This is a genomic window from Klebsiella sp. MISC125 (genome assembly GCF_051131775.1).
Taxonomy (GTDB): Bacteria; Pseudomonadota; Gammaproteobacteria; order Enterobacterales; family Enterobacteriaceae; genus Klebsiella.
In genome coordinates this window covers 1,524,105-1,544,064 of sequence record NZ_CP180448.1, presented here as the reverse complement: position 1 = coordinate 1,544,064, position 19,960 = coordinate 1,524,105, and the positions used below count along the sequence as shown (strand labels likewise).

The 19,960-nt window shown below is 50.4% G+C and carries 22 protein-coding genes and 1 other RNA gene; 11 read left to right on the top strand and 12 right to left on the bottom strand.

Translation table 11 applies throughout. The features are described 5' to 3' along the window. Window positions 1-67: 67 nt before the first annotated feature. Both tyrA and aroF read right to left on the bottom strand, forming a co-directional pair. Window positions 68-1,189: a bifunctional chorismate mutase/prephenate dehydrogenase gene (gene tyrA, locus ACMYSL_RS07415; protein WP_112217079.1), complete on the bottom strand. Its 1,122-nt coding sequence runs from the start codon at window positions 1,187-1,189 to the stop codon at window positions 68-70. Between the two features lie 9 nt (window positions 1,190-1,198). After that, the gene (aroF, locus tag ACMYSL_RS07410; protein WP_434662019.1) at window positions 1,199-2,269 is read right to left on the bottom strand and encodes a 3-deoxy-7-phosphoheptulonate synthase AroF; all 1,071 of its coding nucleotides are present in this window, start codon (window positions 2,267-2,269) and stop codon (window positions 1,199-1,201) included. A gap of 341 nt (window positions 2,270-2,610) precedes the next feature. On the opposite strand from aroF, the gene ACMYSL_RS07405 reads away from it, so the two are divergent. Genes ACMYSL_RS07405 through ACMYSL_RS07395 form a run of 3 tightly spaced genes read left to right on the top strand, consistent with a single transcriptional unit; the run spans window position 2,611 to window position 4,830 of the window. Next, on the top strand, window positions 2,611-3,120 hold the full coding sequence (locus ACMYSL_RS07405; RefSeq protein WP_434662018.1) for a YfiR family protein: 510 nt from the start codon (window positions 2,611-2,613) through the stop codon (window positions 3,118-3,120). Beyond that, window positions 3,113-4,336: a diguanylate cyclase DgcN gene (dgcN, locus tag ACMYSL_RS07400; protein WP_182240483.1), complete on the top strand. Its 1,224-nt coding sequence runs from the start codon at window positions 3,113-3,115 to the stop codon at window positions 4,334-4,336. Before ACMYSL_RS07405 ends, dgcN begins: the two co-directional genes overlap by 8 nt. 11 nt (window positions 4,337-4,347) lie before the next feature. After that, window positions 4,348-4,830: an OmpA family protein gene (locus ACMYSL_RS07395; protein WP_182240485.1), complete on the top strand. Its 483-nt coding sequence runs from the start codon at window positions 4,348-4,350 to the stop codon at window positions 4,828-4,830. A gap of 5 nt (window positions 4,831-4,835) precedes the next feature. Here ACMYSL_RS07395 and ACMYSL_RS07390 read toward each other — a convergent pair whose 3' ends face one another. The 7 genes from ACMYSL_RS07390 to ffh all read right to left on the bottom strand — a co-directional run bounded on the left by ACMYSL_RS07390 (window position 4,836) and on the right by ffh (window position 10,467). Next, entirely contained in the window at window positions 4,836-6,206 is a 1,371-nt protein-coding gene (locus ACMYSL_RS07390) for a PepSY-associated TM helix domain-containing protein (RefSeq protein ID WP_434662017.1), read from the bottom strand. Between the two features lie 53 nt (window positions 6,207-6,259). Then, entirely contained in the window at window positions 6,260-6,697 is a 438-nt protein-coding gene (locus tag ACMYSL_RS07385) for a DUF2946 domain-containing protein (RefSeq protein WP_434662015.1), read from the bottom strand. A gap of 120 nt (window positions 6,698-6,817) precedes the next feature. Then, window positions 6,818-7,165 carry a 50S ribosomal protein L19 gene (rplS, locus tag ACMYSL_RS07380; RefSeq protein ID WP_004104634.1) on the bottom strand — a complete coding sequence of 116 codons (348 nt, stop codon included), beginning with the start codon at window positions 7,163-7,165 and terminating at the stop codon, window positions 6,818-6,820. A 39-nt stretch (window positions 7,166-7,204) separates the two neighbouring features. Next, window positions 7,205-7,972: a tRNA (guanosine(37)-N1)-methyltransferase TrmD gene (trmD, locus tag ACMYSL_RS07375; RefSeq protein WP_110277457.1), complete on the bottom strand. Its 768-nt coding sequence runs from the start codon at window positions 7,970-7,972 to the stop codon at window positions 7,205-7,207. A gap of 46 nt (window positions 7,973-8,018) precedes the next feature. Beyond that, window positions 8,019-8,567 (bottom strand): ribosome maturation factor RimM, encoded by a 549-nt coding sequence (rimM, locus tag ACMYSL_RS07370; RefSeq protein WP_110277456.1) that lies wholly within the window; start codon window positions 8,565-8,567, stop codon window positions 8,019-8,021. An 18-nt stretch (window positions 8,568-8,585) separates the two neighbouring features. Further along, entirely contained in the window at window positions 8,586-8,834 is a 249-nt protein-coding gene (gene rpsP / locus ACMYSL_RS07365; protein WP_110277455.1) for a 30S ribosomal protein S16, read from the bottom strand. Window positions 8,835-9,102: 268 nt separating this feature from the next. Beyond that, window positions 9,103-10,467, bottom strand: a complete 1,365-nt coding sequence (ffh, locus tag ACMYSL_RS07360) for a signal recognition particle protein (protein ID WP_434662013.1) — start codon at window positions 10,465-10,467, stop codon at window positions 9,103-9,105. 166 nt (window positions 10,468-10,633) lie between these two features. Between ffh and ACMYSL_RS07355 the strand changes: the two genes are divergently transcribed. Beyond that, window positions 10,634-11,425: a cytochrome C assembly family protein gene (locus ACMYSL_RS07355; protein ID WP_110277453.1), complete on the top strand. Its 792-nt coding sequence runs from the start codon at window positions 10,634-10,636 to the stop codon at window positions 11,423-11,425. A gap of 18 nt (window positions 11,426-11,443) precedes the next feature. Further along, window positions 11,444-12,730: an HlyC/CorC family transporter gene (locus ACMYSL_RS07350; RefSeq protein WP_110277452.1), complete on the top strand. Its 1,287-nt coding sequence runs from the start codon at window positions 11,444-11,446 to the stop codon at window positions 12,728-12,730. Between the two features lie 81 nt (window positions 12,731-12,811). Here ACMYSL_RS07350 and grpE read toward each other — a convergent pair whose 3' ends face one another. Next, the gene (gene grpE / locus ACMYSL_RS07345; protein ID WP_434662012.1) at window positions 12,812-13,402 is read right to left on the bottom strand and encodes a nucleotide exchange factor GrpE; all 591 of its coding nucleotides are present in this window, start codon (window positions 13,400-13,402) and stop codon (window positions 12,812-12,814) included. A 124-nt stretch (window positions 13,403-13,526) separates the two neighbouring features. Between grpE and nadK the strand changes: the two genes are divergently transcribed. The 3 genes from nadK to bamE all read left to right on the top strand — a co-directional run bounded on the left by nadK (window position 13,527) and on the right by bamE (window position 16,642). After that, window positions 13,527-14,405: an NAD(+) kinase gene (gene nadK / locus ACMYSL_RS07340; protein ID WP_004104646.1), complete on the top strand. Its 879-nt coding sequence runs from the start codon at window positions 13,527-13,529 to the stop codon at window positions 14,403-14,405. Between the two features lie 86 nt (window positions 14,406-14,491). Further along, entirely contained in the window at window positions 14,492-16,153 is a 1,662-nt protein-coding gene (gene recN / locus ACMYSL_RS07335; RefSeq protein WP_434662011.1) for a DNA repair protein RecN, read from the top strand. Between the two features lie 147 nt (window positions 16,154-16,300). Next, the gene (gene bamE / locus ACMYSL_RS07330) at window positions 16,301-16,642 is read left to right on the top strand and encodes an outer membrane protein assembly factor BamE (RefSeq protein ID WP_112217070.1); all 342 of its coding nucleotides are present in this window, start codon (window positions 16,301-16,303) and stop codon (window positions 16,640-16,642) included. A 56-nt stretch (window positions 16,643-16,698) separates the two neighbouring features. Here the strand turns inward: bamE and ACMYSL_RS07325 are convergent, their stop codons facing one another. Continuing rightward, window positions 16,699-16,989 carry an RnfH family protein gene (locus tag ACMYSL_RS07325; RefSeq protein WP_182240495.1) on the bottom strand — a complete coding sequence of 97 codons (291 nt, stop codon included), beginning with the start codon at window positions 16,987-16,989 and terminating at the stop codon, window positions 16,699-16,701. After that, window positions 16,979-17,416: a type II toxin-antitoxin system RatA family toxin gene (locus ACMYSL_RS07320; RefSeq protein WP_197975057.1), complete on the bottom strand. Its 438-nt coding sequence runs from the start codon at window positions 17,414-17,416 to the stop codon at window positions 16,979-16,981. Before ACMYSL_RS07320 ends, ACMYSL_RS07325 begins: the two co-directional genes overlap by 11 nt. A 150-nt stretch (window positions 17,417-17,566) precedes the next feature. On the opposite strand from ACMYSL_RS07320, the gene smpB reads away from it, so the two are divergent. The 3 genes from smpB (at window position 17,567) to ACMYSL_RS07305 (ending at window position 19,951) form a co-directional block, all read left to right on the top strand. Next, complete coding sequence (gene smpB, locus ACMYSL_RS07315) at window positions 17,567-18,049, top strand: SsrA-binding protein SmpB (protein ID WP_110277446.1); 483 nt, start codon at window positions 17,567-17,569, stop codon at window positions 18,047-18,049. Between the two features lie 144 nt (window positions 18,050-18,193). Continuing rightward, window positions 18,194-18,556: a transfer-messenger RNA gene (gene ssrA / locus ACMYSL_RS07310) on the top strand. Window positions 18,557-18,721: 165 nt separating this feature from the next. Further along, entirely contained in the window at window positions 18,722-19,951 is a 1,230-nt protein-coding gene (locus tag ACMYSL_RS07305) for an integrase domain-containing protein (protein ID WP_045855712.1), read from the top strand. The last annotated feature ends 9 nt before the right edge of the window (window positions 19,952-19,960 follow it).

The window sequence follows — 19,960 nt, the reverse complement described above, 5'->3', positions numbered from 1 at the left end:
TTCTCATCCCTATAAAAAAAGCCAGTGGATAACCCCTCTGGCTTTTATTGTATACGTGTTTTACGACCTACTGCCGATTATCATTGGCCTGCCGCAGCAACGTCCGGCTTTCGCTCTGGAAGCGCTGAGCGTAGTCACCAAACCAGTGCTCAATCTTACGGAAGCTATCGATAAACGCCTGCTTATCCCCCTGCTCCAGCAGGTTAATCGCTTCACCAAAACGCTGGTAATAGCGTTTAATCAGCGCCAGATTGTTTTCTGAGGACATAATAATATCAGCATAGAGCTGCGGATCCTGAGCAAACAGTCGACCAACCATCGCCAACTCCAGGCGATAGATAGGTGACGATAGTGCCAGCAACTGCTCAAGGCGTACATTCTCTTCGGCCAGGTGCAGCCCATAAGCGAAAGTTGCAAAGTGGCGCAGCGCCTGAATAAAGGCCATATTCTGGTCATGTTCGACAGCGCTAATGCGGTGCAGTCGCGCACCCCAGACCTGAATTTGCTCCAGGAACCACTGGTAGGCTTCTGGCTGGCGACCATCGCAGTACACCACGACCTGTTTCGCCAGGCTACCGCTATCCGGACCGAACATTGGATGCAGACCCAACACTGGCCCTTTATGTGCGGCTAACATCGCCTGTAAAGGTTCGGCTTTGATTGATGCCAGATCGACCAGGATGCAGTCCGCTGGCAGCGGCGGCAGCTGTGCAATCGTTGCCACAGTCGTGTGAATCGGCACGCTGACGATGACCATACCCGCGTCAGCAACCATCTCCTCCGCCCGTGACCAGTCATCTTTCTCCAGGATACGAACCTGATAGCCGGAGAGCGTCAGCATCTTCTCAAACAGACGTCCCATCTGCCCACCGCCACCGACAATAACAACCGGACGCAGGTTCGGATACAGCGTTTTAAAACCTTTGTCGTTCTCGCTGGAGTAAGACTCGCGCATCACGCGACGCAGTACATCTTCGATAAGGTCTGGAGGAACACCAAGCGCTGCGGCCTCTTCACGCCGGGAGGCCAGCATTGCCGACTCACGCTCAGGAACATAAATCGGCAGCCCATATTGGCTTTTAACTTCACCGACTTCAGCAACCAATTCCAGACGGCGTGCCAGAAGCTCCAGCAACGCCTTATCGACTTCATCAATTTGATCGCGTAACGCGGTCAGTTCAGCAACCATACAATCCTCTTACACTACACGGGCCGCCAGATGGCTGCGCAGATCCCTATCAAGCTCGCGGAGCAACGCGTCGGTGGTTTCCCAACTGATGCAGGCATCGGTCACAGATACACCGTATTTCATATTGCAACGCGGCTGCTCAGATGACTGGTTACCTTCATGAATATTACTCTCAATCATCAGGCCAATTATGGAACGATTGCCATCTTTGATTTGCGCAACAACGGATTCTGCAACCGCAGGCTGGCGACGGAAGTCTTTATTGGAATTCCCATGACTGCAATCTACCATCAGCGACGGTTTCAGTCCCGCCTGAGTCATCTCTTTTTCACATTTCTCAACATCTTCCGGACCGTAGTTCGATGCTTTGCCACCGCGCAGAATCACATGACCATTCGGGTTGCCCTGAGTTTGCAACAGGCAAACCTGCCCCGCCTGGTTGATACCGACAAAACGGTGCGGCATAGCTGCAGCGCGCATGGCGTTAATTGCCGTCGCCAGGCTCCCGTCGGTGCCATTTTTAAAACCCACCGGCATAGACAAGCCAGAGGCCATCTCGCGGTGAGTCTGAGACTCGGTGGTACGCGCACCAATAGCAGACCAGCTAAACAGATCGCCGAGGTACTGAGGACTATTTGGATCCAGCGCTTCCGTTGCTAACGGCAGCCCCATATTCACCAGATCAACCAGCAAATGGCGCGCAATCTTCAGACCACCTTCAACATCAAACGAACCATCCATATGCGGATCGTTAATCAACCCTTTCCAGCCGACGGTGGTACGAGGTTTTTCAAAATAGACGCGCATTACCAGATAGAGGCTATCGCTGACCTCTGCGGCAAGGGCTTTAAAACGGTGAGCATATTCAATCGCAGCTTCTGGATCATGAATTGAGCAAGGACCACACACCACTAACAGACGCGGATCGCGTCCGGCAATAATGTCGGAAATAGTCTGACGAGACTGCGCAATTTGCGCTTCCTGCTCAACGCTCAGCGGGAATTCAGCCTTCAACTGATCCGGGGTGATCAAAACATGTTCGTCGGTAATGTGTACGTTGTTCAGCGCGTCTTTTTGCATGATTGCGATCCTGTATAGCTCGTTTGCGATAGTTATTTCCTCAACGAGGATGACGTAACGATACCATAGAAAGTAAAGATTTCAATCCATATTCCGTAAATTTTACTTTACACATGCAAATTAAAAGGCGCTAAAATTCATCATTAATGTACATTTAAATTTACAACCCTGAAAAATCAAACTTGCCGTCTCGGTTCATCCTTTTCCTTTACGAAAAATCCTGGTGAGAATTATCTTAAAGCCATAGGGCTGGCTAATGACGATTTTGACCAATAATGCTATTCTTCGCCCGGGTATCAGCGATCTGCATCCCTACGCAATGACAACCAGACGGATCCGCAATGACAGTTCTTCACCGTCTCTTTTTGACTTTAGTATTATCGATCGTGGGTATCTCCGCTGTTGCCTCCGGACCTCCTGAAAATGTTCGCGCAATCGTTTCAGGAATTGTGACTTATACACGTTGGCCTAAGTTATCTGGCCCACCCAAGTTATGCATTTTTTCGACATCACGTTATATCCGCAGCCTGGCTGAAGAAACTCCGGAATCTTTGCCCTATCAGCCAATTGTTGTGCGTAATATAGAGGAAGCCTTACAAACGACCTGCGATGGTTTTTATTTTGGTAGTGAATCACCCACCGAGCAGTCTGAATTTACAACCAAATATAGATCCCGCCCCTTATTACTTATCGCAGAACAGAATCCTGATTGTTCTATTGGTAGCGCTTTTTGTCTGCTTATAAATGACGAGAGAGTAAGATTTTCCGTAAATCTGGATGTCCTGACGCATAGCGGCGTGCGGGTCAATCCAGACGTACTGATGCTTGCCCGGAAGAAATCACATGAATAAGGATCTTTCTCAGGCTCCGCGCCCCACATTTAAAAAAGCACTACGCCGTATCAGCATGATAAGCGTGGTTATCTCCATGACCTTAGTCTGGCTGTTGCTCAGCACAGCCTCCATATTTACGCTAAAGCAATATGCGCAAAAAAATCTGGAACTTACCGCCGCCACCATGGGACGTAGCCTGGAAGCCGCGCTTGTTTTTGGTGATAGCTCAGCAGCCGAAGATACGCTCGCAACGCTAGGAAGGCAGGGGCAATTTTCCAAAGCAGTCGTGCTGGATAACCAACAAAAACACTTTGCGGCATGGCATAACAATCATCTGGTCAACCAGGAAAAAATCAGCGGCGTTATTAGTAAATGGCTGTTCCCGGAACCAACGGTGCAACCTATCTGGCACCAGGGGAAAATAATAGGCGAGCTTCGTCTGACAGCTCTGGACAAACTAATAAGCCACTTTCTCGGCGTCTCGATTATTGTGCTGACCGGGAGTATTTTTCTGGCCTCATGCATTGCTTTACTCCTTACTCACTCTCTACACCGCGGGATTGTGACCGCGCTACAGAGCATTACCGACGTGGTACACGACATTCGGGAAAACCGTCATTTTTCTCGCCGGGTTCCCGAAGAACATATCGAAGAGTTTCACCTGTTTGCCCAGGACTTTAACAGTCTACTGGGAGAAATGGAGGACTGGCAGCAGCAGCTTCAGGCCAAAAATGCCCAGCTCCTGCGCAGTTCACTGCACGATCCGTTGACCGGACTCGCTAACAGAGCCGCTTTTCGCAATGTCATTAATGAGTTAATGAAAGACGAAACCGTACGCAGTAGTTCTGCATTGCTGTTTCTCGATGGCGATAACTTCAAATACATTAACGATAATTGGGGTCATGCCGCAGGCGACAAAGTATTAATCGAAGTCGCCAGCCGCCTTATGACTTTTGTTGGTAAACAGCACCAGGCATGGCGTCTGGGCGGCGATGAATTTGCCATTTTGCTGCGTAATGTTCGTACAGAGGCTGAAGTCCAGGCGCTCTGCCATTCGTTATCCGAACAGTTTCTCCAGCCGTTTAATCTACATAACGGCCACACCGCCAGGCTGTCACTGAGTATGGGTTATGCTTTAACCTGGGAACATGCCTCAGCGGAAAATCTGCAAGAGCTTGCCGATCAAAATATGTATCGGATGAAACACCGGCGCTTACAGCACACGCAAAAATAAAAGGAATCACGATGATCGGAAAATATTTTGCTCCTGCTTTACTGGCCGCGCTTTTTCTCACCGGCTGCCAGGCCCCACAAGGGAAATTTTCTGCGGAACAAATTACAGCAATGAAATCATATGGCTTCACTGAAACTAACGGCGACTGGTCATTAGGATTATCTGACACCATCTTATTTGACAAAAACGACTACCATCTGCGCGCAGATAGTAAACAGCAAATCCATACTATGGCTTCACGTCTGGCTACGACCGGTATTACGCACAGTCGCCTGGAAGGTCACACCGATAATTATGGCGAAGACAGCTACAACGAAATGTTATCGCTTAAGCGCGCTAACAGCGTGGCAGATGCATGGGCCGAAGGTGCCAATATCCCGCGCACTAATTTAATAACCCGCGGATTAGGTAAAAAATACCCGATAGCCAGTAACGATACTGCAAAAGGACGTGCTGAAAACCGCCGCGTCACGGTCGTCATCAGCACGCCTTAAACAATCTACTCGACTGATTTAGCCCTTATCATCGCCGTTGCTACGCGCCAGCGCAGGTAATCAACGGCGAGACATACAGCGAGGCTGATCCCCATTAGCGGCAGTGCCAACCCTAACAACGCCGCAATAATGGTAGTAACCATACGAGCGGGCCATGCTAAACCAAACCACGCCTGTATTAGCGTATCGGCCGGGTTAAACGCCGCATGGACCGGACGGCGGATCCACCACAAACGGTACCCCACCACTATCATCACGCAGAGTGCAGTACCGAAGGCGATAAGTAGCAGCTGATTTACGAGACCAAACAGAATCCCCATATGAAAATCAACGCCCCAGCGGGTTAGCTTCGCCATTAATGGAAAGTCAGAAAAATGAGTACGATCTACGATCTGCATATTTGAACCGTCGATCGCTACAGCATCAACCTGTGTAGGCCAGCTCCTGTCGATTTCATTTACCGTCCACGCACGCCCGGAACCCGACGGCGGGCGAATCTCCAGCTTGCTGGCATCCAGACCCGCCGCGCGAGCAACCAGCAGAACCTTGTCAAAATCCTCTACGTCCGGGGACGATGCCATCCCCCCCATAGCCATATCCTCCATATGGTGTTCTGCATGCGGATCGTGAACTGCTTGAGCTGCACTTTGCAACTGCGTATTCACCTGCGGCGTCAGCCAACCAAAAGCGGAGCGTATCTTATCAACATTACCACCGGCCCATTGCGACCAGGTTAAACCAGTCGCAGAGAACAGCAGCATGCCAATCAGCAGCGCCCATCCAAGGGATACATGCAGGCGTCGGCTATTCTGCAGCTTATTGTTAATCCGACGACGCGGGCGGGTCATCGACCACAGCGCAATCCCTCCGAGAGCGGCAACCCACATCCAGGAAGCCGCCAGTTCGCTGTACAGTCGCCCAGCGTTACCCAAGAGCAGTGAGCGATGGGCATAATCAATCCACTGACGCAGGGGTAATATACCGCTGGTACCGTAAACCGCCATATCGCCTCTCACCCGCAAGGTTACCGGATCAACAAAAATTGCCCGCGTTTCAGACTCGCCAAGATTAGGATCGGCGAACATCACTCGGGTTGTCTCTCCCGCGCTTATCGCAGGACGAACAGCCTGTAGACGGAGATTTCCCTGGGTAGCCTCTTTCGCTACCATAATTTGCGCACTAAGTGGCTGTTTTTCCCCATCGAAAGTGCCACAAAGCGCATCCTGATAAAGCCAGTTTTCCAGTTGCGGAGTAGCGACATACAGCGTACCGGTCAGGGCAGCGACAAAAATAAACGGCCCGATAAACAATCCGATATAGAAATGAAGACGACGCAGCAGGTTTAGCCATGCCGCGCGCGAGGTGCAGGTAGTCATACTTTTCCTTTTCGAAAGCAAAAAAGAACGTTGCGCAGTGCGCACTTTATTTTTTATGCAAAGGGAGAAGCAGACTGGCGGGGAGGTGCGCGAGTGTGAGGATAAAGCCAGTGAAAGTCATAACAGTATTTCAGTACCCTTCGGGCTACAGGAACTCGCTGACGCCGAAGCATCAAGCTGACCAGCAGCATCAGCGCGAAGATTAAGCCCGGAACATGAGCCAACAGCACACAGTAACCGCAGGCCTCCGCATGATCGGCTGGCATGTGGTGTGACGTCTGTATGACAGTCGCATCACTCTGTATCATGGTCATTTCAGATGATGACATGTCATGCGGCATCTCCATCATCGTATGATGCATACCGCTCATCGGATCTTTTTTCAGGGAGATTGAAATCAGCGGAGCCACCACGATCAGCAGGATCGCAAACAGCGCCAGCCATGTAGCCCGCCCTTGAGATGCTGATTGATGAAAAATATTGCTGACCACCGCCCCTCCAGATGAGGGCGACATTGTAAATGATTCACAACAAAATGGTTAAAATGAAGATAAAAAAAGGGCCAGCCCATCAGGCCAGCCCTTTCATTCAGGATGTCGCGAAAGCGAATCTTAGTTAAGACGCTCTTTGATACGAGCAGACTTACCGGTACGCTCACGCAGGTAGTACAGTTTAGCTTTACGTACAGCACCACGACGTTTGACAGAAATGCTGTCAACTACCGGAGAGTGAGTCTGGAAAACACGCTCAACGCCTTCGCCGTTGGAAATTTTACGAACAGTGAATGCAGAGTGCAGACCGCGGTTACGAATAGCGATAACCACGCCCTCGAATGCCTGCAGACGTTTTTTGGAACCTTCAACAACCCATACTTTCACTTCCACGGTATCACCCGGGCGGAAGGAAGGTACGTCCTGCTTCATCTGTTCTTGTTCAAGTTGCTTAATAATGTTGCTCATAATTTAATCTCTTATCCTGGGTAAACTGATATTGGGGGCTTACGCCTGCCCATCATGTTTATGTTGCTGTTGTGCGAGTTCCTTTTTGAACTCCGCCAGCAACCTTGCTTGCTCTTCAGTCAGAGCCAGGTTTTCCAAAAGTTCAGGTCTTCTAAGCCAGGTCCGGCCCAGCGACTGCTTCAGACGCCAGCGACGTATCTCAGCATGGTTTCCCGACAGCAATACTGACGGTACTTCCATCTCTTCTAACACTTCAGGACGAGTATAGTGTGGGCAATCCAGTAATCCATCAGCAAAGGAATCTTCCGTTGCCGAAGCCTCATGACCCAGAACTCCCGGAATAAACCGGGAAACAGAGTCAATCAGCGTCATTGCTGGTAGCTCACCACCGCTAAGAACGTAATCGCCGATTGACCATTCTTCGTCAATTTCGGTTTGGATTACGCGCTCATCTACGCCTTCATAGCGACCACACACCAAAATCAGTTTCTGATTCGTTGCCAGTTCGCTGACGCCAGCTTGATCAAGCTTGCGTCCCTGAGGTGACAGATAAATCACCTTTGCGCCTTCACCTGCCGCGGCTTTTGCTGCATGAATGGCATCCCGTAAAGGTTGCACCATCATTAACATCCCCGGTCCGCCGCCGTAAGGACGATCGTCCACGGTACGGTGCCGGTCATGCGCGAAGTCACGAGGACTCCAGCTCTGGATGTTCAGCAGGCCATTTTTTACTGCCCGGCCAGTCACCCCGTAATCGGTAATTGCGCGGAACATTTCAGGAAACAGGCTAACGATACCTATAAACACAAGCCAATCCCCATAGTGCCGTTTATTTACCGTTTATCCGGAGAATTTAAAAACCAGGATCCCAATCTACTTCGATTGTACGAGTAGTGAGATCGACTTTCTTGATAACCTGCCCATCGAGGAACGGAACCAACCGCTCCTTGATACCAAATGCATCTTTCAGGTTTGCCTTGATGACGAGAACGTCATTAGACCCGGTTTCCATCATGTCGATGACTTTACCGAGACCATAGCCTTCAGTGGTTACTACCTGGCAACCCATAAGGTCTTTCCAGTAATAATCACCCTCTTCAAGCGCAGGCAACTGCGAAGAATCCACAACAATTTCGCAATTGGTCAATAGATTCGCAGTATCGCGATCGTCAATGCCTTTCAGCTTGATGACGATATCCTGATTATGGTGGCGCCAGCTTTCCAGCTCAACGACCTGCCACTGACCCGCTCTCTGGATTAACCAGGGCTGATAGTCAAAAATGCTTTCGGCGTCTTCGGTGGAGGAAAACACTCTGAGCCAACCACGGATACCGTAGGAAGAACCCATCTTGCCCAATACAATCGGATCAACAGGTGCTTGCGCGGTGTGTTGCTTGCTCATCATGACCACCGTGACAGATTAAGCTGCTTTGTTTGCTGCTTTGATAAGCGTTGCAACGCGATCGGAAACAGTAGCGCCCAGGCCAACCCAGTGAGCGATACGATCCAGATCCAGACGCGTTTCTTCTTCGTTCGCAGAAGCGATCGGGTTGAAGAAACCAACGCGCTCAATGAAGCGACCGTTGCGTGCATTACGGCTGTCGGTAACAACAACCTGGTAGAACGGACGCTTTTTTGCGCCGTGACGTGCTAAACGAATAGTAACCATAACATCCTCTTGTGTGAATAAAACACCGGGCCCCATCGAGGAACGGAGCCCGGTGTCATATTAAAAGCCCGAAAATTTTACTGATTTCTGGGGAAATTGCAATCAGCATCTTGGTACTGAGCATTAAACAAGGGATAGAAGGCATATATCGGTGCAGCTAGTTTAGTTCCGGCGTGCGCGCAGAAAGCGGAGCGTACACGTAGTACGTGAGCATTTCGAGCACACCCCGGAGCTAAAATGGCAAACAAGATAGCCTTATACCCTTGTTTTAGCGGCCAGGAAATCCCGGAGGCATCATCCCCTTCATGCCCCGCATCATCTTCATCATGCCGCCTTTCGACTTCATCTTCTTCATCATGCGCTGCATATCGTCAAACTGTTTGAGCAAACGGTTCACATCCTGCACCTGCATTCCGCAACCTGCGGCGATACGGCGCTTGCGCGAGCCCTTGATAATTTCTGGTTTAGCACGCTCTTTCAGCGTCATCGAATTGATGATCGCTTCCATACGCACCAGCACCTTGTCATCCATCTGTGATTTGACGTTATCTGGGATCTGCCCCATGCCCGGCAGTTTGCCCATCAGGCTGGCCATACCGCCCATGTTTTTCATCTGACGCAGCTGTTCAAGGAAGTCAGTCAGGTCAAAACCGTCACCTTTTTTCAGCTTGGAGGCCAGCTTCTCAGCCTGCGCGCGGTCGACTTTACTTTCGATATCTTCGATCAGCGACAGCACGTCGCCCATACCCAGGATACGCGAAGCAATACGGTCCGGATGGAACGGCTCCAGCGCTTCGGTTTTCTCACCGACGCCGAGGAATTTAATCGGCTTGCCGGTGATATGACGAATCGACAGCGCTGCACCACCGCGGGCGTCGCCGTCCACTTTGGTCAGCACGACCCCAGTCAACGGCAGCGCTTCGTTAAACGCCTTCGCCGTATTCGCCGCATCCTGACCAGTCATCGCATCAACAACGAACAGGGTTTCTACCGGGTTAAGCGAGGCCTGGACCTGTTTGATCTCATCCATCATCGCTTCATCGACGTGCAGACGGCCGGCGGTATCCACCAGCAGCACGTCGTAGAACTTCAGCTTCGCTTCTTTCAGCGCGGCGTTAACGATATCAACCGGTTTCTGGCCGACGTCAGACGGGAAGAAATCGACGCTAACCTGCTCAGCCAGCGTTTCCAGCTGTTTGATCGCCGCCGGACGATAAACGTCCGCAGAGACAACCAGCACTTTCTTCTTGTGCTTTTCACGCAGGAATTTACCCAGCTTAGCCACGCTGGTCGTTTTACCTGCACCTTGCAGGCCCGCCATCAGCACAACGGCTGGGGGCTGTGCGGCTAAATCCAACGCCTGGTTCTCTTCGCCCATCGCCGCAACCAGCTCGTTGCGCACAATTTTGACGAACTCCTGGCCTGGGGTCAGGCTTTTGTTAACTTCATGGCCTACCGCGCTTTCTTTTACACGGCTGATAAAGTCACGGACTACAGGCAGAGCGACGTCCGCCTCCAGCAGCGCCATACGCACTTCGCGCAGGGTATCTTTAATATTGTCTTCGGTAAGGCGTCCGCGGCCGCTAATGTTGCGCAGCGTACGCGACAAACGATCGGTTAAATTATCAAACATTGTCTCTCGCCTGAGGTGGAAACGGTCGGTCGCCGCAGCGACACAAAAAAATGGAATTGCCGCAGTATAACACGACATAAACGCGAATGTGCTGCAACGGTTGGAGCCTGAGTCACGTGACGTTATACTGCTTCTCTTTACTATTTAGTCAACAGTCGACGCCCATATGCCTGTTTTTGCTCTACTCGCCCTTGTCGCCTATTCCATCAGCCTCGCGCTGATCGTCCCTGGCCTGCTGCAAAAAAATAGCAGTTGGCGGCGGATGGCGATTCTTTCCGCAACTATTGCGTTGATTTGTCACGCCTTTGCGTTGGAGTCACGCATTTTCCCTGGCGGCGAAAGCGGGCAAAACCTCAGTTTATTAAACGTGGGATCGCTGGTTAGCCTGATGATTTGCACGGTAATGACCATCGTTGCGTCACGTAATCGCGGTTGGTTATTGCTGCCCATCGTCTACACTTTCGCGTTGATCAACCTCGCTTTCGCCACCTTTATGCCTAACGAGTACATCACGCATCTGGAAACCACGCCGGGTATGCTGGTGCATATCGGCCTGTCGCTTTTCTCCTATGCTACGCTAATTATCGCAGCCCTTTACGCACTACAGCTGGCGTGGATTGACTATCAATTAAAAAATAAACGACTGGCCTTTAGCAGCGAAATGCCGCCACTCATGAGCATTGAGCGTAAAATGTTTCATATCACCCAGATCGGCGTAGTTCTGTTAACTCTGACGCTGTGTACCGGGCTGTTCTACATGCATAACCTGTTCAGCGCGGAAAACATTGATAAAGCCGTGTTGTCAATCGTGGCATGGTTCGTCTATATCGTCCTGCTTTGGGGCCACTATCATGAAGGGTGGCGCGGACGCCGGGTCGTCTGGTTCAACGTGACTGGTGCAGGGCTGCTGACGCTGGCTTACTTCGGTAGCCGCGTATTACAACAGTTCATGAGTTAAGTCTTTAAGGAACCCTAAGTGGAACATATCTCCACCACCACGCTGATCGTTACTCTGATCATCATGGTGATTATCTCAGCCTATTTCTCCGGTTCAGAAACCGGCATGATGACGCTAAACCGCTATCGTCTGCGCCATATGGCAAAGCAAGGCAACCGCCAGGCAAAACGCGTCGAAAAGCTGCTACGCAAACCCGATCGTTTAATCAGCCTGGTGCTTATTGGCAATAACCTCGTCAATATCCTCGCCTCGGCGCTGGGCACCATTGTTGGTATGCGCCTGTATGGTGACGTCGGCGTCGCGATTGCCACTGGTGTCCTGACCTTTGTGGTGCTGGTGTTTGCCGAGGTGCTACCAAAAACAATTGCTGCGCTTTATCCGGAGAAGGTCGCTTATCCAAGCAGTTTCCTGCTAGCCCCTCTGCAAATACTGATGATGCCGCTGGTGTGGCTGCTCAACACCATCACCCGAGTTCTGATGCGCATGATGGGCATCAAAACCGACATCGTTATCAGTGGCGCATTAAGTAAAGATGAATTACGTACCATCGTTAATGAATCGCGATCGCAAATCTCCCGCCGTAACCAGGACATGCTGCTATCCGTGCTGGACCTGGAGAAAGTCAGCGTTGACGACATCATGGTTCCCCGCAACGAAATCGTCGGCATTGATATTAACGACGACTGGAAATCAATTGTTCGTCAACTGACCCATTCTCCACACGGACGCATTGTGCTGTACCGCGATACCCTGGACGACGCGATGAGTATGCTACGCGTACGCGAAGCCTATCGCCTGATGACGGAGAAAAAAGAATTCACTAAAGAGGTGATGCTGCGTGCCGCCGATGAAATTTACTTCGTACCAGAAGGCACGCCGCTCAGCACCCAACTGGTGAAATTCCAGCGTAATAAGAAGAAAGTTGGCCTGGTGGTTGATGAGTATGGCGATATTCAGGGCCTGGTGACGGTTGAAGATATCCTCGAAGAGATCGTAGGTGATTTCACAACATCAATGTCGCCAACGCTTGCAGAAGAAGTCACGCCGCTTAACGATGGCTCAGTGATTATTGACGGCACCGCCAACGTACGTGAAATTAACAAAGCGTTTAACTGGCATCTGCCGGAAGATGAAGCCAGGACGATTAACGGAATTATCCTCGAAGCTCTTGAAGAGATCCCGGCGCCAGGCACGCGCGTACGCATCGAACAGTATGATATCGATATTCTTGATGTTCAGGAGAATATGATTAAACAGGTGAAGGTAATGCCGGTGAAGCCCATTCGCGAGAGCGTTGCGGAGTAATGGCTAATCCAGAAGAGCACAGCAAACTTTGGTTCACCATTTATAGCAAAACGGCTACCGGAGGTAGCCGTTTAAAGTCATTTACTTGGCTTTCGCCACGGTCACCATCGCAGCGCGAATAGTACGACCATTCAGGGTATAGCCCTTCTGCATCACACCCAGCACCTTGCCAGCCGCAACATCTTCAGACTCAACCATCGCAATGGCCTGATGTACGTTCGGATCCAAAGGCACGTCGGTATCAGCAACCACTTCCACGCCGAACTTACGTACAACATCGAGCATTGACTTCAACGTGAGCTCAATACCTTCAACCATCGGAGCCATATCCGGATTCGCTTTATCAGCCACTTCCAGTGCACGATCCAGGCTATCGATTACCGGCAGCAATTCATTGACGAACTTCTCCAGCGCGAATTTATGCGCTTTTTCAATATCCAACTCGGTACGACGGCGCAAGTTGTCTTCATCTGCTTTCGCACGCAGCATCACTTCACGTTCACGCTTCTGTGCTTCAACAAGCTGTGCTTCCAGATTCGCAATGGTTTCATCGCGCGGATCCACCTGCTCAGCCGAAACTTCAGGCTCTAGCGCCTCAACGTCGTCGTGCTGCTCCGTGATAATTTCTTCCGGGGCTTGCCCCTCAGGCGTTTTCTGTTCTTTACTACTCATGAATTTCTCCGCGTTTTTTTCGCATTCATCTCGCTAACTTCGCTTATTATGGGGATCAGTTTCCGGGTTTCAAGTGAACACGGCCAGATTGACACTATTCATTTAACGCAAGGACATCCAGATCATGAAGAACCACTTCAAGTGTATAGGCATTGTGGGACACCCTCGTCACCCAACCGCGCTGACCACACATGAAATGCTCTGGCGCTGGTTGTCCAGCAAAGGTTATGAAGTGCTGGTTGAGCAGCAAATTGCTCATGAACTACAGCTTAGCAACGTTAAGACCGGGACACTGGCGGAAATAGGCCAGCAGGCCGATCTCGCCGTTGTCGTTGGCGGCGACGGCAATATGCTCGGCGCGGCGCGCACCCTGGCGCGCTACGACATTAACGTTATTGGGATTAACCGCGGTAATCTCGGATTTCTCACTGACCTCGACCCGGATAATGCGCTACAGCAACTTGCCGATGTTCTCGAAGGCCACTATATCGCCGAAAAACGCTTCTTATTAGAAGCACAGGTGTGCCAGCAGGATTGCCAGAAACGCATCAGCACAGCAATTAACGAAGTCGTCCTGCATCCAGGTAAAGTCGCGCACATGATTGAGTTCGAAGTCTATATCGATGAGGTTTTTGCCTTCTCTCAACGTTCCGACGGCCTGATTATCTCCACACCGACCGGCTCCACCGCCTATTCACTCTCCGCTGGCGGCCCAATCCTCACACCATCGCTGGACGCTATTACCCTGGTGCCCATGTTCCCGCATACGCTTTCCGCCCGCCCGCTAGTGATTAACGGCGACAGCACCATCCGCCTGCGCTTTTCTCAGCGCTGCAGCGACCTTGAAATTAGCTGCGACAGCCAGATAGCACTCCCCATTCAGGATGGTGAAGATGTGTTAATCCGCCGCTGCGATTATCATCTCAATCTCATCCATCCCAAAGACTATAGCTATTTCAATACATTAAGCACCAAGCTTGGCTGGTCGAAAAAATTGTTCTGATTTTGTAGCCTGCCTCTTTACTGGATAAAAAACCAGTCTATACTGTACGAAAACACAGTAATGGTTTTTCATACAGGAAGGCAGCTATGTTGGCACAACTCACTATCAGTAATTTTGCTATCGTTCGTGAGCTGGAAATCGATTTTCACAACGGTATGACCGCCATCACCGGTGAAACCGGCGCTGGTAAATCGATCGCTATCGACGCGCTGGGGCTGTGCCTCGGTGGTCGGGCTGAAGCCGATATGGTGCGCAGAGGCGCCAGCCGTGCTGATTTATGCGCACGCTTCTCCCTGAAAGACACACCCGCAGCTCAACGTTGGCTGGAACTGAACCAACTGGAAAGCGGACGTGAGTGTTTACTTCGCCGCGTTATTAGCGCAGACGGTCGCTCCCGCGGCTTTATCAACGGTACCGCAGTCCCTCTCTCCCAGCTTCGCGAGCTGGGTCAGCATCTTATCCAGATCCACGGCCAGCATGCACACCAGTTACTGACTAAATCCGAACATCAGAAAACACTGCTTGATAGCTATACCGGTGAGTATGTACTTACTCAGCGTATGGCTGAACACTATTGCCAGTGGCATCAAAGCTGCCGCGAATTGGCTAAGCATCAGCAGCAAAGTCAGGAACGCGCAGCTCGTGCGGATCTGCTGCAATATCAATTGAAAGAGTTAAACGAATTCAGTCCGCTGCCGGGTGAATTTGAGCAAATTGATGAAGAGTACAAGCGTCTGGCGAATAGTGGTCAACTCTTGACCGTCTGCCAACATGCGCTAACGGTGCTGGCAGATGGTGAGGAAGCCAATCTGCAAAGCCAGCTTTATACCACTAAACAGCTGGTAAATGAGTTGGTTAGTATGGATAGCAAACTTTCAGGAGTGCTGGATATGCTGGAAGAGGCGTCTATCCAGCTCATCGAAGCCACCGATGAGCTACGCCATTATAACGACCGTCTCGATCTCGATCCGAACCGTCTGTTTGAGTTGGAACAGCGTATCTCCCGACAAATTGCCCTGGCACGTAAGTATCAGATTACGCCTGAGGAACTTCCGGAATTCCATCAGGCTTTGCTGGAAGAGCAGCGTCTTCTGGACGATAGTGCAGGTTCTCTGGAATCCCTCGGTCAAATGGTAGTAGAGCACCATCAGTTAGCGCTGGATACAGCAAAGCAGCTGCACGCCCTGCGCCAGAGCAGTGCCGATGAGCTGACCCAGCTGATTACGGAGAGTATGCACTTACTTTCCATGCCGCACGGTGTGTTCGCCATTGATGTCTCGTTTGATGAACGTCACCTTACCGCCGAAGGTGCAGACCATATAGAATTCCGAGTGACCACAAACCCCGGGCAACCGCTACAGTCGATAGCCAAAGTCGCTTCCGGAGGCGAGCTCTCTCGTATCGCGCTGGCGATTCAGGTTATCACCGCACGGAAAATGGAAACGCCGGCATTGATTTTCGATGAGGTGGATGTCGGTATTAGCGGTCCGACGGCAGCGGTAGTTGGCAAACTGCTGCGCCAGTTAGGTGAATCAACCCAGGTGATGTGTGTAACCCATCTACCTCAGGTGGCGGGCTGCGGTCATCATCATTTCTTCGTCTGTAAGGAAACCGATGGGGAGATGACGGAAACGCATATGTACCCTCTGGATAAACGTGCTCGTTTGCAGGAATTAGCCCGTCTGCTAGGCGGTAGCGAGGTCACCCGCAACACCCTGGCAAACGCGAAAGAGTTGCTCGCTGCGTAAACTTTTTGATTTTCGCAGAGTCATAGTGAACAGCAAATTGCCGATAGACCTGCAGCCGAAGGTTCCCAACCGGGCAAAGGTCTATTATCATCGGCATATTACAGATGAGCCACGTACTGCTCGGGCCCAAAAAGGAATCAAATCACTATGCGCTGTAAAACGCTGACTGCTGCCGCAGCGGTTCTTCTTATGTTGACCGCAGGCTGTTCCACTCTGGAACGAGTGGTTTACCGTCCTGACATCAACCAGGGTAACTATCTGGCACCGACCGATGTAGCAAAAATTCGGGTCGGCATGACACAACAACAGGTCGCCTATGCACTGGGTACTCCAATGATGTCGGATCCGTTTGGTACTAACACTTGGTTCTATGTTTTCCGTCAGCAGCCTGGGCATGAAAAAGTCACCCAGCAGACTCTTACCCTGACTTTCGACAGCAGTGGAGTGTTGACTAATATAGATAACAAACCTGCTCTGACTACCGAGTAAGGCCGTAAAATGCAAAAAAGCGCTCAATGAGCGCTTTTTTAATGTCTGAAAAATGATTACTTTCCAGCGCTTTTCTCGGCCCGCTGGCGACGCAGCTCTTTCGGGTCAGCAATAAGCGGGCGATAAATTTCCACACGATCTCCATCATGCACTTCATCATGTAGTTTTGCCGGGCGGCTATAGATGCCCACTTTGTTCTTTGCCAGATTAATATCATCGCGTAACGTCAAGAGACCGCTGGCGACAATCGCCTGCTCAACCGTCGCCCCCGCCTCCAACCTGACGCTCTGCAGATACTGCTTTTCCGGCAACGCATAGGCCACTTCAACAACGATGTTAGCCGACACTGTAGACCTCTTTAGCGCGGACCGTAAACGCCTGCACCATGTTCATGGCCAGTTCTTTAAAGATGCGGCCAAAAGCCATTTCAATCAGCTTATTGGTGAATTCAAAATCGAGATGAAACTCAATTTTGCACGCCTCCGGACTTAACGGAATAAACGTCCAGCCGCCAATCAGTTTTTTGAACGGCCCATCGACCAGACTCATCAAAATGCTCTGGTTGCTAGTTAACGTATTGCGGGTAGTGAATGTCTTGCTGATGCCAGCTTTGGACACATCAACCGCCGCAGTCATTTGCGTCGGCCCAAGTTCCAGCACACGGCTACCGGTGCAGCCAGGCAAAAAATCAGGGTAGGACTTCACATCGTTTACGAGTTGATACATCTGTTCCGCGCTGAAGGGCACCAGCGCGGTACGGCTAATCTGAGGCATAGCAGGTTCCACATATAAACACGGCGCAAATAATATCATTTATCTGCTGCTAAAAAAAACGCTGTACTGCAACTCGTGCTAAGATAGCCCATTACACCTCGCAGGATGGATTGAGGTACGACTGTTTTAAGACGATGACTTCAGGATACTATGACTAAGAAAAAAGCCCACAAACCTGGATCAGCCACCATTGCGCTGAATAAACGCGCCCGTCATGAATACTTTATCGAAGATGAATACGAGGCTGGTCTCGCCCTGCAGGGTTGGGAAGTAAAATCTCTGCGTGCAGGCAAAGCCAACATCGGCGATAGCTACGTCATCCTGAAAGATGGCGAGGCTTATCTGTTCGGCGCCAACTTTACCCCAATGGCTGTGGCTTCCACCCACTACGTCTGCGATCCGACGCGAACCCGCAAGCTACTGCTAAATCAGCGTGAGCTGGACAACCTCTATGGACGCATTAACCGTGAAGGTTACACCGTAGTTGCGCTTTCTCTTTACTGGAAAAACGCCTGGTGTAAAGTAAAAATCGGCGTAGCGAAAGGTAAGAAACAGCACGACAAGCGTACCGATATAAAAGATCGTGAGTGGGCGGTGGATAAAGCCAGGATCATGAAACACGCTGGCCGTTAATTCCCCTTCTTAATGAGGGTCAGTTCTCTGGCCCTCACGCTATATCGTTGTTGATGCTGATTTTTCACCCAACCCGCCGCTAGAATCCTCGAAACGAGGGCTGGTAAGCACATTCATAAATCTGTTATACTCAACGTACACATTGGGGCTGATTCTGGATTCGACGGGATTTGCGAAACCCAAGGTGCATGCCGAGGGGCGGTTGGCCTCGTAAAAAGCCGCAAAAAAATAGTCGCAAACGACGAAAACTACGCTTTAGCAGCTTAATAACCTGCTAAGAGCCCTCTCTCCCTAGCTTCCGCTCTTAAGACGGGGATCAAGAGAGGTCAAACCCAAAAGAGATCGCATGGATGTCCTGCCTGGGGCTGAAGTGCTAAATCTAATCAGGCTAGTTCGTTAGTGGCGTGTCTGTCCGCAGCTGGCGTGCGAATGTAAAGACTGACTAAGCATGTAGTACCGAGGATGTAGGAATTTCGGACGCGGGTTCAACTCCCGCCAGCTCCACCACTTTTTAGTTGTTTGAAGTATACTGAAGTCTACTAAGCCCGCATGGAACCAGCCTTGCGGGCTTTTTTACGTCTACAGAAGTCTACTGAGATTTGCTAGAAGCTACTCGTTATGGCACCCTTTTTGGGACCCAGTGCAAAGGGTCCAAAAAACGAGGGTCCTAAAATGGCAAAGATCGCTAAGAAGCTCACTGACACTGAAATCAAAAATACCAAGCCAGCAGAAAAGGAAATCAACCTTTTTGACGGTGATGGCCTGATGCTACGAATCGCTCCCCTATCAAAGGGTGGTAAGAAAAATTGGTATTTCAGGTATGCAGTGCCAGTAAGTAAGAAGCGAACAAAGATGAGCTTAGGAACCTATCCTCATCTCACACTTGCTAAGGCTCGGGCTACACGTGATGAATACTTATCGTTGCTTGCAAATGGTATCGATCCGCAGATTCACAACAACGATAAAGCTAATGCCCTTAAGGATGCCACTGAGCACACGCTACAAGCGGTTGCTAGGAAATGGTTAGATGAAAAGGTTAAGACCTCTGGTATCTCTCCAGACCACGCAGAAGACATCTGGCGAAGCCTTGAACGAAATATTTTCCCCGGTTTAGGCAACATTCCTATCAAAGAGATCCGTCCCAAGCTCTTAAAACAACACCTTGACCCCATAGAACAACGAGGCGTATTGGAAACTCTACGCCGTATCATTTCACGTCTAAATGAAATTTTCCGTTGGGCTGCAACAGAAGAACTTATTGAGTTTAATCCTGCTGACAATCTCGGCCAGAGATTCAGCAAACCCAAGAAGCAAAATATGCCAGCTTTACCACCAGATGATTTACCCCGATTCTTGATTGCTCTATCTAACGCTTCTATACGGCTCGAAACACGTCTTCTAATTGAATGGCAACTCCTTACGTGGGTTCGTCCGGGAGAAGCAGTCCGTGCTCGGTGGAGTGATATAGACGAAGATAATCGATTCTGGAACATCCCCGGTGAGTTTATGAAGATGAAGCGCCCTCACAAGATTCCGCTGAGTAAAGAGGCTATGCGTATACTTGAGTTAATCAGACCAATCAGTGGTCATAGAGAGTGGGTTTTCCCAAGTATTAAGGCTCCCCTTAATCACATGCATGAACAAACAGCCAATGCTGCAATTATCCGTATGGGATTCGGTGGAGAACTTGTTGCTCACGGAATGCGCTCTATAGCAAGAACGGCTGCTGAAGAAAGTAGTAAATTTAGAACAGAGGTGCTTGAATCAGCCTTAGCTCATACTAAGAACAACGAAATCATAGCCGCTTACAATCGTGCTGAGTATCTTGCTGAAAGAACAGAGCTGATGCAGTGGTGGGGAGATTACATTCAAGCTCAGAAATATAAGGCAATTGCTGCGTAGAAGGTTTAA